At 54.2% G+C, this 13,363-nt stretch carries 10 protein-coding genes; 1 reads left to right on the top strand and 9 read right to left on the bottom strand.

The features are described 5' to 3' along the window. Nucleotides 1-216 precede the first annotated feature (216 nt). The 8 genes from carB to ribF all read right to left on the bottom strand — a co-directional run bounded on the left by carB (nt 217) and on the right by ribF (nt 11,806). Nucleotides 217-3,438, bottom strand: coding sequence for a carbamoyl-phosphate synthase large subunit (gene carB / locus VIJ98_RS03215; protein WP_154154260.1), 3,222 nt, complete (start codon nt 3,436-3,438; stop codon nt 217-219). A 13-nt stretch (nt 3,439-3,451) separates the two neighbouring features. After that, nucleotides 3,452-4,600, bottom strand: coding sequence for a glutamine-hydrolyzing carbamoyl-phosphate synthase small subunit (gene carA, locus VIJ98_RS03210; protein WP_256695575.1), 1,149 nt, complete (start codon nt 4,598-4,600; stop codon nt 3,452-3,454). 469 nt (nt 4,601-5,069) lie between these two features. After that, entirely contained in the window at nt 5,070-5,885 is an 816-nt protein-coding gene (dapB, locus tag VIJ98_RS03205) for a 4-hydroxy-tetrahydrodipicolinate reductase (RefSeq protein ID WP_008108654.1), read from the bottom strand. 221 nt (nt 5,886-6,106) lie between these two features. After that, nucleotides 6,107-7,060: a 4-hydroxy-3-methylbut-2-enyl diphosphate reductase gene (gene ispH / locus VIJ98_RS03200; protein ID WP_008108655.1), complete on the bottom strand. Its 954-nt coding sequence runs from the start codon at nt 7,058-7,060 to the stop codon at nt 6,107-6,109. Then, nucleotides 7,041-7,511, bottom strand: coding sequence for an FKBP-type peptidyl-prolyl cis-trans isomerase (gene fkpB / locus VIJ98_RS03195; RefSeq protein WP_008108656.1), 471 nt, complete (start codon nt 7,509-7,511; stop codon nt 7,041-7,043). Before fkpB ends, ispH begins: the two co-directional genes overlap by 20 nt. A 3-nt stretch (nt 7,512-7,514) precedes the next feature. Then, nucleotides 7,515-8,021 (bottom strand): signal peptidase II, encoded by a 507-nt coding sequence (gene lspA, locus VIJ98_RS03190; RefSeq protein WP_008108657.1) that lies wholly within the window; start codon nt 8,019-8,021, stop codon nt 7,515-7,517. Beyond that, a complete protein-coding gene (gene ileS, locus VIJ98_RS03185) occupies nt 8,021-10,840 on the bottom strand; it encodes an isoleucine--tRNA ligase (protein WP_008108658.1) in 2,820 nt (939 codons plus the stop codon). The genes lspA and ileS overlap by 1 nt, the downstream gene beginning before the upstream one ends. Nucleotides 10,841-10,867: 27 nt before the next feature. Continuing rightward, complete coding sequence (gene ribF, locus VIJ98_RS03180) at nt 10,868-11,806, bottom strand: bifunctional riboflavin kinase/FAD synthetase (protein WP_061718149.1); 939 nt, start codon at nt 11,804-11,806, stop codon at nt 10,868-10,870. A 318-nt stretch (nt 11,807-12,124) separates the two neighbouring features. Between ribF and rpsT the strand changes: the two genes are divergently transcribed. Continuing rightward, entirely contained in the window at nt 12,125-12,388 is a 264-nt protein-coding gene (gene rpsT, locus VIJ98_RS03175) for a 30S ribosomal protein S20 (protein ID WP_036619798.1), read from the top strand. A 53-nt stretch (nt 12,389-12,441) separates the two neighbouring features. Here rpsT and nhaR read toward each other — a convergent pair whose 3' ends face one another. Further along, on the bottom strand, nt 12,442-13,344 hold the full coding sequence (nhaR, locus tag VIJ98_RS03170; protein WP_323272241.1) for a transcriptional activator NhaR: 903 nt from the start codon (nt 13,342-13,344) through the stop codon (nt 12,442-12,444). Nucleotides 13,345-13,363 lie beyond the last annotated feature (19 nt).

The following is a 13,363-nucleotide window of genomic DNA, read 5'->3' as shown; positions in this document are numbered from 1 at the left end:
GCGCTCTATTGATGAGCGAGCGAAATAGTACGGTGCGCTGACTGGGATCTTATTTATAAATTTGTGCGGATATTCCGAGGTGTAAGCCTTTCCGCATCAACTGATAAAACATATGTCAAATCAATAGGATTTTTACAGATAAGGATATTCAGCTGCGGGGAAAGGCCAAAAAAAACGGCTCCCGCAGGAGCCGCTTTATTACTATCAAACCAATGATTATTTAATTTGCGCGTGCATTTCCTGCACTGAAATCACTTGCTCAGTCGGATCCGCGTTCAGCGCCATCGCCGTGGCAAAGCCGCCGTTCAGCGTGGTGTCGTAATGCACTTTGTACTGCAACGCGCTACGACGAATCAGCTTGGAGTCTTCAATTGCCTGACGTCCCGCCGTGGTGTTGACGATGTAGGTATATTCGCCGTTCTTCAGACGGTCCTGAATGTGCGGACGACCTTCATGCACCTTGTTCACCAGACGTGGATTGATGCCCGCTTCGCCCAGCACCACTGCGGTACCGTGTGTCGCATCCAGCTCGAAACCAAACTTCTGCAGTTTTGCTGCCAGGTCGACGATACGTTTCTTATCGCCTTCACGCACTGACAGCAACGCACGACCGGTTTTCTTCATGTTGCTCTGCGCACCCAGCATCGCTTTGGCGAAGGCTTCAGCGAAGGTGCGACCTACGCCCATCACTTCACCGGTAGAGCGCATTTCTGGGCCGAGGATTGGGTCAACGCCTGGGAACTTGTTGAACGGCAGCACCACTTCTTTCACCGAGTAATACGGTGGAATCACTTCTTTGGTGACGCCCTGCTCAGCCAGCGTTTTACCTGCCATCACGCGCGCGGCAACCTTCGCCAGCGCCACGCCAGTGGCCTTCGACACGAACGGCACGGTACGCGCGGCGCGTGGGTTCACCTCAATCAGGTAAACCTCATTGTCCTTCACCGCGAACTGCACGTTCATCAGGCCACGCACGTTCAGCTCGAAGGCCAGTTTTTCCACCTGCTGACGCATCACGTTCTGGATTTCAGTGCTCAGCGTGTAGGCCGGCAGTGAACATGCGGAGTCACCGGAGTGCACGCCCGCCTGCTCGATGTGCTCCATGATGCCGCCAATCAGCACGCGTTCGCCGTCGCAAATTGCATCAACATCCACTTCAACCGCATCATCGAGGAAGCGATCCAGCAATACTGGCGCATCGTTAGAGACCGATACCGCCGTCTGGAAGTAACGCTTCAGGTCGATTTCGTCGTAAACGATCTCCATCGCGCGGCCGCCCAGCACATAAGAAGGACGCACCACCAGCGGATAACCAATACCGGCGGCTTTCTCAACGGCCTGCTCCAGCGTTGCAACGGTGGCGTTAGCCGGTTGCTTCAGACTCAGGCGATCAACCGCCTGCTGGAAACGCTCACGGTCTTCTGCACGGTCAATCGAGTCCGGGCTGGTACCAATCACCGGAACGCCAGCCGCTTCCAGCGCGCGTGCCAGTTTCAGTGGCGTCTGGCCGCCGTACTGTACGATGACGCCTTTCGGCTTCTCGATACGTACGATTTCCAGCACGTCTTCCAGCGTGACCGGCTCGAAGTAGAGGCGATCCGAAGTGTCGTAATCGGTTGATACGGTTTCCGGGTTACAGTTGACCATGATGGTCTCATAACCGTCTTCACGCAGCGCCAGCGCCGCATGCACGCAGCAATAATCGAACTCGATGCCCTGGCCGATACGGTTTGGACCGCCGCCGAGAATCATGATTTTTTCACGATCCTGGTTTGGATTGGCTTCGCACTCTTCCTCGTAGGTTGAGTACATATAGGCGGTGTCGGTGGCGAACTCAGCCGCACAGGTATCAACGCGCTTATAAACCGGATGCAGGTTAAATTGCTGACGCAGCTTACGAATTTCGCCTTCAGAAACGCCCGCCAATGTAGCCAGACGCAGGTCGGCAAAACCTTTACGCTTCAGCGCACGCAGGAATTCCGAGTTCAGCGAGTTCACACCTTCGCGCTCAACCTGTTCTTCCAGACGCACCAGCTCTTCAATCTGCACCAGGAACCAGCGATCGATGTTGGTGAGGTTGAACACGCCATCAACCGACATGCCTGCACGGAACGCATCGGCGATGTACCAGATACGGTCAGAACCGGCATCTTTCAGTTCGCGACGAATGCGCGTTAACGCTTCTGGATCGTCAAGGCTGACTTTCGGGTCGAAACCGTTGGCACCGACTTCCAGACCGCGCAGCGCTTTCTGCATCGATTCCTGGAAGGTACGGCCAATCGCCATCACTTCACCGACTGATTTCATCTGCGTTGTCAGACGATCGTTGGCACCGGCGAACTTCTCGAAGTTGAAGCGAGGAATCTTGGTAACGACGTAGTCGATAGAAGGTTCGAACGACGCTGGCGTTAAGCCGCCGGTAATGTCGTTCATCAGCTCATCGAGGGTGAAGCCCACCGCCAGTTTCGCCGCCACTTTGGCAATCGGGAAGCCGGTGGCTTTCGAGGCCAATGCTGACGAACGCGATACACGCGGGTTCATTTCGATGACGATCATGCGGCCATCTTTCGGGTTCACCGAGAACTGGACGTTAGAACCGCCGGTTTCAACACCGATTTCACGCAGTACCGCCAGTGAGGCGTTACGCATGATTTGGTATTCTTTGTCGGTCAGGGTTTGCGCCGGCGCCACGGTGATGGAGTCACCGGTATGGATACCCATCGCATCGAAGTTTTCGATCGAGCAGACGATGATGCAGTTGTCGTTTTTATCACGCACCACTTCCATCTCGTACTCTTTCCAGCCAATCAGCGACTCATCAATCAGCAGCTCATTGGTTGGCGACAGGTCGAGACCGCGTTCGCAAATCTCTTCAAATTCTTCGCGGTTATAAGCGATACCGCCGCCGGTGCCGCCCATCGTAAAGGAAGGACGGATGATGCACGGGAAGCCAACGACTTCGGTAATCGCCAGCGCTTCTTCCATGGTGTGCGCGATACCGGAACGTGCGGTGCCCAGACCAATGCTTTTCATCGCCACATCAAAGCGACGACGGTCTTCGGCTTTATCAATGGCATCGGCAGTCGCACCAATCATGGTGACGCCAAATTCTGCCAGCACGCCCTGACGCTCCAGCTCCAGCGCACAGTTCAGCGCTGTCTGGCCGCCCATGGTTGGCAGTACCGCATCCGGACGCTCTTTTTCAATAATCTTGCGTACCACTTCCCAATGAATCGGCTCGATGTAGGTCGCATCGGCCATTTCCGGGTCGGTCATAATGGTTGCCGGGTTCGAGTTCACCAGAATGACACGGTAGCCCTCTTCGCGCAGCGCTTTACACGCCTGCGCACCGGAGTAGTCAAATTCACATGCCTGGCCGATAACGATCGGGCCAGCACCAAGAATCAGGATGGATTTTATGTCTGTACGTTTTGGCATCGTGGGCTCCTGATTACTTCGCGTTAGAACGGTATGCTTCGATCAGTTCGATAAAGTGATCGAACAGTGGCGCCGCATCGTGCGGGCCTGGGCTCGCTTCCGGGTGTCCCTGGAAGCTGAAGGCCGGTTTGTCAGTGCGATGAATACCCTGCACGGTTTGGTCGAACAGCGAAACATGCGTCACGCGCAGATTGGCTGGCAACTGGCTGTCATCAACCGCAAAACCGTGGTTCTGCGCGGTGATCATCACGGTATTGTTGTCGAGATCTTTCACCGGATGGTTGCCGCCATGGTGGCCGAGTTTCATCTTGATGGTTTTGGCACCGCTCGCCAGCGCTAACAGCTGATGGCCAAGGCAGATACCGAATACCGGAACATCGGTTTTCAGGAACGCCTGAATGGCGTTAATCGCGTAGTCGCACGGCTCCGGGTCGCCAGGACCGTTCGACAGGAAAATACCGTCTGGATTAAGTGCCAGAACCTCTTCCGCCGGGGTTTGCGCCGGTACTACCGTCAGGCGGCAGCCGCGATCCACCAGCATGCGCAGGATGTTGCGCTTGGCGCCGTAATCGTACGCCACCACATGGAACGGCAGCTCTTCCGCCGTTTTCTGTTCCGGCAGGTCACCTTCCAGTGTCCAGCTACCTTGCTGCCACGCGTAGGTTTCAGCGGTGGTCACTTCTTTCGCCAAGTCCATGCCTTTCAAGCCCGGGAACGCCTGCGCTTTCTGCAGCGCCAGTGCGGCATCCGGATTATCGCCCGCAATAATGCAGCCGCTCTGTGCGCCCTTCTCGCGCAGCAAACGGGTCAGTTTGCGCGTGTCGATATCGGCGATGCCAACGATGTTATTGCGCTGCAGGTAAGCTGACAGACTTTCTTCACTGCGGAAGTTGCTGGTAATCAGCGGCAGATCGCGAATAACGAGGCCTTGAGCATGGATTTGGCTGGATTCTTCATCGGCGGCGTTAACGCCAACATTGCCGATATGGGGATAAGTGAGGGTAACGATTTGGCGGGAATAGGAAGGATCAGTGAGGATTTCTTGATAACCGGTCATTGAAGTGTTGAAAACAACTTCTCCCACTGCCGACCCCGTAGCCCCGATGGCCCGACCGTGGAATTGGGTTCCGTCTTCCAGAACCAAGAGCGCTGACTTAATCAAAACATCCTCCAGGGAATAAACAGTCACAATATTTGCATATTAATTCAAAAGCAGTGCCAGAATCAATGCAAAACCCGCCTGAGTACTCGAATTTTGGCAAATTGCGCGCATTCTAATGATCGCCCCGCACCTTGTCTACAACATGTGGTTATTTTTTTGTATATTTCGGGCAACTGAATGTTAAAAACGGTGAAAGGCGATAAAAGAGTGAGATAACTCGGAAAAATAATCGGTTGCCTGACGGCAATAATGGCAAAGTGATGCTAACACGCATAAATTTTTGACCAAATGGTCAAAATTAGCCATCACAAGCCTGATAAATGCTCATTAACTGCAACAAATAAACCCTTCGCAGTGAAAAACAATCAAACCGTCCATTTACAGATAAAATAAAGGGCAATGATAACATTGCCCTCGTCAATCAAGGTCTTACCGATTGAAATAACCACATCACGATGGTTCACAACACTCACAACATCGATAAATCCAGCACATCACGCATATCATAAAGGCCAGATTTCTTGTTCTTTAACCAACTTGCCGCTTTAACTGCACCATTTGCAAAGGTCATACGGCTGGAAGCCTTGTGGGTAATCTCTACACGCTCACCAATATCTGCAAACATCGCGGTATGTTCACCCACGATATCGCCGGCGCGCACGGTAGCAAATCCGATGGTTTGCGCTTTACGCTCACCGGTATGACCTTCACGGGCATATACCGCGTGCTCATCCAGATTCCACTTCATGGCATCGGCAATCGCCTCGCCCATCGCCAGCGCTGTACCTGATGGTGCATCAACTTTATGACGATGATGCGCTTCTACGATTTCAATATCCGCGTAGTCGCCCATCACCTTCGCCGCCTGCTGCAGCAGATTCAGCACCAGGTTGACGCCCACGCTGAAATTGGCAGCGAACACGATGCCAATCTCTTCGGCTGCCGCGCGAATCGCCGCTTTGCCGGCTTCATCAAAACCGGTAGTACCGATCACCATCGCTTTGTTGTGCTGGCGACAAAATGCCAGATACTCCAGCGTGCCTTCCGGACGGGTGAAATCGATTAGGACATCGAAGTCATTAACCACCTTTTGCAGATCGTCAGAGACGATTACGCCCGTTTTGCCGATGCCCGCCAGTTCGCCAGCATCAACGCCCAGCAATGACGAACCGCTACGTGCCAGTGCCGCGCCGAGCGCAACACCTTCCGCCTGCTGTACGGCCTGAATCAAATTGCGTCCCATGCGACCCGGCGCACCAACGATAGCAATGCGGATTTCACTCATAATTATTCATTCCTGATACAAATCTATGCATGTAAAGCGTAAACAGGTTAACGGTCAGATAACAGTCACGCCACAATAATAAAGGGATATAAGAATTTTATGCCAGCCGCGAAACATTATCAGTAAAAGCAATCACGCATGCTGGAAGTGGGATTTCTGTCTGCGACAGGCAAAGAAAAGGCCGAACAATGTCGGCCTGATTTTACTGCGGTGTGAACCGCTTACTGCACATTACGCACGTCGACGCGCAGCTCTTTCGGTACTTCAAACACAATGTTCTCTTCACGGCCAATCAGCTCAATCGCCGCTTCACCGCCGAGCTCACGCAGACGCTGAATCACCTGCTGCACCAGAATATCTGGAGCAGATGCGCCCGCAGTGACGCCGATGATCTGCTTATCTTTGACCCACTCTTCCTGAATGTCATCAGCCGAATCGATCAGCTTCGCCAGCTTACCAGCACGCTGCGCCAGTTCGGCCAGACGGTTCGAGTTAGAGGAGTTTTTCGATCCTACGACCAGCACCACTTCAGCATCTCGCGCCAGCACGCGAACAGCTTCCTGACGGTTGGTGGTGGCGTAGCAGATGTCATCTTTACGTGGACCGATAATCGCCGGGAAGCGCTGACGCAGTGCATCAATCACGTCCGAAGTATCATCGACTGAAAGCGTGGTCTGCGTCATAAAGCACAGGTTGCTCTCATCTTTGACGTTCAGCTTGAACACATCTTCCGGCGATTCCACCAGATACATGCCGCCGTTGGGATTGCTGTACTGGCCCATGGTGCCTTCCACTTCCGGATGCCCCGCGTGACCAATGAGAATCGCTTCAACACCTTTGCGACTGGCGCGCGCGACTTCCATATGCACTTTTGTCACCAGCGGACAGGTGGCATCAAACAGCATGGTGAGGTTACGCGCTTTGGCTTCGGCGCGAACCGCTTGTGATACGCCGTGCGCGGAGAAGATCAGAATGGCGTTATCCGGCACTTCAGCGATCTCTTCAATAAAGATCGCTCCGCGCTCGCGCAAGCTGCTCACCACGTAGCGGTTATGCACCACTTCGTGACGCACGTAGATGGGCGCGCCGTACATCTCCAGCGCGCGCTCAACGATGCTGATGGCGCGATCAACGCCTGCGCAGAAACCGCGTGGGTTAGCTAACAGGATTTGCATCGTTGGCCTCCAGCGCCGGATCAATCTCCAGCACTTCAATATCAAACTGAATGCGCTGACCCGCCAGCGGATGGTTGAAGTCTACGGTGATTGAGTCGCCGGAAACTTCACGGATCACGCCAGGCATTTCGCTGCCGCCACGGCCGCTGAACAGCATAATAGCGCCGACTTCCGGTTCGCCCGCGTCGTTAAAGTCACGGCGCGAGAAGTACTGAACCAGATCCGGGCTGGTGCCGCCGAAGGCATCTTCCGGCTCGAGGGTAAAGGCGTGCTTATCGCCGACTTTACGCCCCAGAAGCTGCTGTTCCAGCGCGGCTGAAAGGCTGCCATCGCCCAGACAGAACAGCGCAGGTTTGCCGTTGGCGCGCGTGGATTCAGCCGTCGAGCCATCTTCCAGCTTCAGCGTAAAATGCACCAGCAACGCGCTATCGCGCTGAACAGACTCACTCATTTTTTACCCTTTATCTTTTGCCGGTTTGCCGTTCGGGCTGAGAAAACCTTCCAGCACCACCAGCGCCGCGCCGATACAGATGGCACAGTCGGCGATGTTGAAGGTCGCGAAGTGCCAGTCTCCGACATAGAAGTCGATAAAATCGACTACAAAGCCGTGATACGAACGGTCAAACAGGTTACCCAACGCCCCGCCGATAATCAGCGCGTAAGCAATATTGGTTAATTTGTTGCTGGCAGCATTGCGATACATCATCACCAACAGCGCCACGACGATAGCAATGGCGATGCCGGCAAAGAACCAGCGCTGCCAGCCGCCTTTGTCGGCCAGGAAGCTGAACGCCGCGCCATAGTTATGCGCATAGAACAGATTCAGGAACGGCATCAGCGGCTGCGTTTCATGCAGCATCATGTTATCCATGACCCACATTTTGCTGCCAAAATCGATGGCGATCACCACCAGCACCAGCCAAAGCCAGCGCAAACCGGTCGAAGAAATAGCTTTACTCATCAGGCAAATTTCCGCTGCTCGCCGTTTCCGGACACGTTAGTGTAGCAACGGCCACATACCGCAGCGTGCTCAGGATTCTGGCCAACGTCTGTAGTGTAATGCCAGCAGCGCGGACATTTCTCGCCTTCTGCTTTGTGCAGCGCGATTTTCAGACCTTTGAACAGTTCGCTCTGCTGCGCTTCATCGCTGGCAGTGGCGTAATCCGCCACGGTTGCGCCTGAAGTTAACAGCACGAAACGCAGCTCATCACCCAACGCCTGCAGCTTGGCGGCCAGCTCGGCATCCGCATACAGCGTGACCGTGGCTTCCAGCGCGCCACCGATGCGTTTATCGCTACGCGCTTGCTCGATGACCTTGTTCACTTCACCGCGCACTTTCAGCAGATCATCCCAATAGGCGTCGTTCAGCGCTTCGTTATCCGCCAGACCAAACAGATCCTGATACCACTCTTCGGTGAACACGTATTTCGCGCGCTCGCCCGGCAGGTAGCCCCAGATTTCGTCTGCGGTGAAGGACATGATTGGTGCCATCCAGCGCACCAGCGCTTCAACGATATGCCACAGCGCGGTTTGGCAGCTGCGACGCGCCAGGCTGTCGCCTTTCGCGGTGTACTGACGATCTTTGATCACATCGAGATAGAACGAGCCCATTTCGATAGAGCAGAAGTGCATCAGACGCTGCACCACTTCGTGGAAATCGTAGTTTTCGTAGGAGTGCACGATATCCTGCTGCGCTGCCAGCGCACGGCCAACCGCCCAGCGATCCACCACCACCATCTCTTCCGGCTTGACGCAATCGGTCGCCGGATTGAAGCCAGCAAGGTTAGCCAGCAGGAAACGCGCGGTGTTACGGATACGACGATAGCTGTCTGCGGCACGCTTGAGGATTTCGTCGGAGACCGCCATCTCACCGGAGTAATCGGTAGAGGCGACCCACAGACGCAGAATATCCGCGCCCAGCTTATCCATGACATCCTGTGGCGCCACGGTGTTGCCGATCGATTTAGACATCTTGCGGCCCTGACCATCCACGGTGAAACCGTGCGTCAGTACCTGACGATAAGGCGCTTTGCCTTTCATCGCTGTGGAGATCATCAGAGAAGACATGAACCAGCCGCGATGCTGATCAGAACCTTCCAGATACATATCCGGCGTATGGCCACCGAATTCCGGACGCGCATCGACTACCGCGTAGCTGGTTGATCCGGAGTCGAACCACACGTCTAAGGTGTCTGGCACTTTAACGTAGTGGTCAGCGTCATCGCCCATCAGATCGCGCGGATCGAGATCCCACCACGCCTGGATGCCGTCCTGCTCAACCAGCTTGGCGACTTTCTCCATCAGCTCCAGCGTATCCGGATGCAGCTGCTCGCTCTCTTTGTGCACGAACAGCGCCATCGGCACGCCCCACGTACGCTGACGTGAGATACACCAGTCCGGACGATTCGCCACCATCGCTTCGATACGCGCCTGGCCCCAATCCGGGATCCACTGCACGCCTTTGATCTCTTTCAGCGACTGTGCACGCAGGCCTTTCTGATCCATGCTGATGAACCATTGTGGCGTGGCACGGAAGATGATCGGCGTTTTGTGACGCCAGCAGTGCGGGTAGCTGTGCAGCAGTTTCTCAACGTGCAGCAGCGCGCCCTTCTCTTTCAGCAGCTCAACGATCATGTCGTTGGCTTTAAAGACGTTTACGCCATCAAGCGTTGGGTAGGTGCCTGGCAGATACGCGCCATCCGGACCCACCGGATTAGCGGTTTCCAGGCCGTATTTCTGACCGATAACATAGTCATCCGGGCCGTGGCCTGGCGCGGTATGTACCGCACCGGTACCGGCTTCCAGCGTCACGTGCTCACCCAGAACCACTTTCGATTGGATCTGCTCAAGGAACGGATGCTGGAACAGTTGCAGCTCAAGCGCCGCACCGTTGCATTCGCCCAGTACTTTCCAGTCACTGATGCCGGCGCGCTTCATCACGCTCTCAACCATCTCTTTGGCGAGAATCAGGCTACGACCTTCAATCTGCAGCAGCTGATATTCAAATTCCGGATGCAGCGAAATACCGCGGTTGGCTGGCATGGTCCACGGCGTGGTGGTCCAGATCACCAGTGAAACCGGGCCTTCTGAAGCGGCGACGCCAAACTTCGCGCGCACCGCATCGGCATCAACGGCATTGAACATCACGTCGATAGATGGCGAGGTTTTGTCGTAATACTCCACTTCCGCTTCAGCCAGTGCCGAGCGGCAATCCATGCACCAGTGCACCGGCTTAGCGCCTTTGTGCAGATGGCCGTTGCCGATGATTTTACCCAGCGCACGAATGATGTTGGCTTCGGTCTGGAAGTTCATCGTCAGGTAAGGACGATCCCAGTCACCCAGCACGCCGAGACGGATGAAGTCATTTTTCTGACCTTCAACCTGCTCCGCCGCGTATTGGCGGCAAGCGGCACGGAATTCAGCCGCGCTGACTTTCTCGCCCGGCTTACCAATCATCTGCTCAACTTTGTGCTCAATCGGCAAACCGTGGCAGTCCCAACCTGGAACGTACGGCGAGTCAAAGCCCGCCATGCCTTTCGACTTGACGATAATGTCTTTCAGAATCTTGTTAACTGAGTGACCAATATGAATGCTGCCGTTCGCATAAGGAGGGCCATCATGCAAAATAAAGGTTTTTTTCCCTTTCTTGGCTTCGCGGATGATGCCGTACAGGTTGTCATCATACCAACGTTGCAGCATTCCCGGTTCGCGCTTGGCCAGATCGCCACGCATCGGGAACCCCGTTTCCGGCAAATTCAGGGTAGATTTATAGTCACTCATCAGATTCTCGATTCCGTATTTCGGTCATTAAACCGGTGTTTTTAGCCCAAAGAATTGGCGGGCCGTCACCACATCTTTCGCAATTTGTTCTTTCAGCGCGTCCAGCGAAGCGAAACGCTGTTCATCGCGAATCTTCTGTTTCAGCACCACTTCAATGTGACGCCCATAGAGATTCATATTTGTGTCGAGCAGGTGAACTTCAAGCTGCTGACGTAAACCTTTTACCGTTGGGCGCGTACCAATATTGGCCACGCCGGGCAGCGGCTGATCGCCGAGGCCCAACACTTCTACCGCAAATACGCCTTTAACCGGCGTAACGGTGCGACGCAAAGGGAGATTAGCCGTTGGGAAACCGATGGTGCGCCCAAGTGCATCACCGTGCACTACGCGACCTGAGATGCTGAACGGATGGCCCAGCAGCGCTTCGGCTTGCGCAAAATCATCCTGCGCCAGCGCCTGACGAACGGCGGTGCTGCTGATGCGCTTGCCGCTATCGCAATAGGTTTGGGTGCTGATGACCTCAAAGCCATACTCCGCACCGGCTTTCTGTAATAACAGGAAATCCCCCTGGCGACCAGCGCCGAAGCGGAAATCATCACCGACGGCCAGGAACTTGACGTTCAGCTTGTCCACCAGCAATTCGGAAATAAAACTCTGCGCCGAATGCGCAGCGAAGCGACGATCAAAACGTACGCAAAGTACGGCATCAACGCCCGCTTGTTCGAGGTACTTCAGCTTTTCACGCAAACGCGTAAGGCGCGCCGGGGCTTTATCGCCGGCAAACAGCTCAAGCGGTTGTGGCTCAAAGACCATCACCACCACCGGCAGATTGCGTTTTCGTCCTTCAGCAATTAATTCAGCCATCAAAGCCTGGTGGCCGCGATGTACGCCGTCGAAATTACCAATGGTCAGGACGCAGCCGCGATGCTGCTCTTTCAGATTATAAATACCGCGGATAAACTTCATGGCTGACTCAAACCGGTGGAAATCGGCGGATTATACCCTTGAATGGCGTTTAGGTTAACCCGTATACGTGCCTTTCCTGCTTCTGGCGCGGCTTATTCCACGCGTAGCCAGTTGCTTAGCAAGGATCTGAAGATTTTTGCTGCGAAATACTGTATTCAACGCCGCGTTGCTGGTAGAATCCTGCGCCATCAATTACGTAATCGAGTGTTGTTTTTAAAACGACGCTTATTTGCACAAATCCATTGACATAAGAAGGCGCAAAAGGCATAGTCCTCGGCCTTTGATTTGTCCATATAGATCACATTTGGGAGTTGGACCTTGGCTAATATCAAATCAGCTAAGAAACGCGCCGTAACATCTGAGAAACGTCGCAAGCATAACGCAAGCAACCGTTCAATGATGCGTACTTTCATTAAGAAAGTATACGCGGCTATCGCAACAGGCGACAAAGCTGCTGCGCAGAACGCATTCAACGAAATGCAACCACTCGTGGACCGTCAGGCTGCTAAAGGTCTGATCCACAAAAACAAAGCTGCACGTCATAAAGCAAACCTGACTGCTCAGATCAACAAACTGGCTTAATCGCCCGTCTGTTAATCGCTTTGTAAAAAAGAACCGGCGCTTAGCCGGTTTTTTTATGCCTGCAATTCAGTGGAAAATAGCGCACTGAAGTCGCGATGGCAGATCCGCTGTACCGCCGGATGCTGAATCATCCGCTCAGCAAAGATCACATGATACTCCTCCATCACCGCATCCAGACGACCAATCTCCCTGATAGCATCATCACGGTAAATCTCGTGCCCATATAATGTGGGAGCCACAAATATCGCGTTGTTCAGCGCACCAAATGCCTTCATTAAGGCCGCATCATCAAACTCACCCAGAATCTCCACCTGTAAGCCCTGGCTGTGAATCCAGTTCAGCAGTTTGCGACCCAGCATCGAGCGACGGCCTGGAATCAGCAAGCGCCGCTCTTCCAGGCAAGCGGGAAATGGCAGCGTCGGTAACGGCGTGTTACACCAGAAGCTGATCGGACATTCGCCCAGCTTGACCGAAAACAGCCCTTCCTGCTGAGTGGAATCAATTGGGCAATCGGACAGAATCATATCCAGCTTGTGCTGGCTTAACTGTTCCAGCAACATCTCATGCGTCGATTCAAAACAGCGCAGATGGATTCGCTCTTCAGCCACCACCGCCGCCTCCAGCACCTTACTCACCAACTGCTTTGACAGCGCATCCGCCACGCCCACATCAAACAGCAGATGCGACTCTTTGCGGTAGTTAACGATATCGAGCATCTCCTGACTCAGCATGAACATGCGATCGGCATAGCGGAACACCAGTTGCCCAAGCTCATTGGGCACCAAACCGCGTCCCTGACGGCGAAACAGCACGCCGCCTAGTTGGTCTTCCAGCGATTTAATCTGGCCAGTAACCGTCTGTGGCGCCAGGCACAGCACATCCGCCGCACGCACCACCGAGCCGGTTTTACACACCTGCCAGAAATAGTAGAGATGATTAAAATTGAGCTGATTCATCGGCAAAAAAAGGAGGCTT

The sequence above is a fragment of the Pantoea sp. S18 genome (genome assembly GCF_045689705.1).
Taxonomy (GTDB): Bacteria; Pseudomonadota; Gammaproteobacteria; order Enterobacterales; family Enterobacteriaceae; genus Pantoea; species Pantoea symbiotica.
Note: the sequence above shows the minus strand (reverse complement) of the source record. Positions and strands in the feature narration are given on the sequence as shown.

Excerpts from the sequence above, each read along its gene's own strand:
- carB (WP_154154260.1), bottom strand. The coding sequence starts at position 3,438 with ATGCCAAAACGTACAGACATAAAATCCATCCTGATTCTTGGTGCTGGC.
- dapB (WP_008108654.1), bottom strand. The coding sequence starts at position 5,885 with ATGAGTGAAATCCGCATTGCTATCGTTGGTGCGCCGGGTCGCATGGGA.
- ispH (WP_008108655.1), bottom strand. The coding sequence starts at position 7,060 with ATGCAAATCCTGTTAGCTAACCCACGCGGTTTCTGCGCAGGCGTTGAT.
- fkpB (WP_008108656.1), bottom strand. The coding sequence starts at position 7,511 with ATGAGTGAGTCTGTTCAGCGCGATAGCGCGTTGCTGGTGCATTTTACG.
- lspA (WP_008108657.1), bottom strand. The coding sequence starts at position 8,021 with ATGAGTAAAGCTATTTCTTCGACCGGTTTGCGCTGGCTTTGGCTGGTG.
- ileS (WP_008108658.1), bottom strand. The coding sequence starts at position 10,840 with ATGAGTGACTATAAATCTACCCTGAATTTGCCGGAAACGGGGTTCCCG.
- ribF (WP_061718149.1), bottom strand. The coding sequence starts at position 11,806 with ATGAAGTTTATCCGCGGTATTTATAATCTGAAAGAGCAGCATCGCGGC.
- nhaR (WP_323272241.1), bottom strand. The coding sequence starts at position 13,344 with ATGAATCAGCTCAATTTTAATCATCTCTACTATTTCTGGCAGGTGTGT.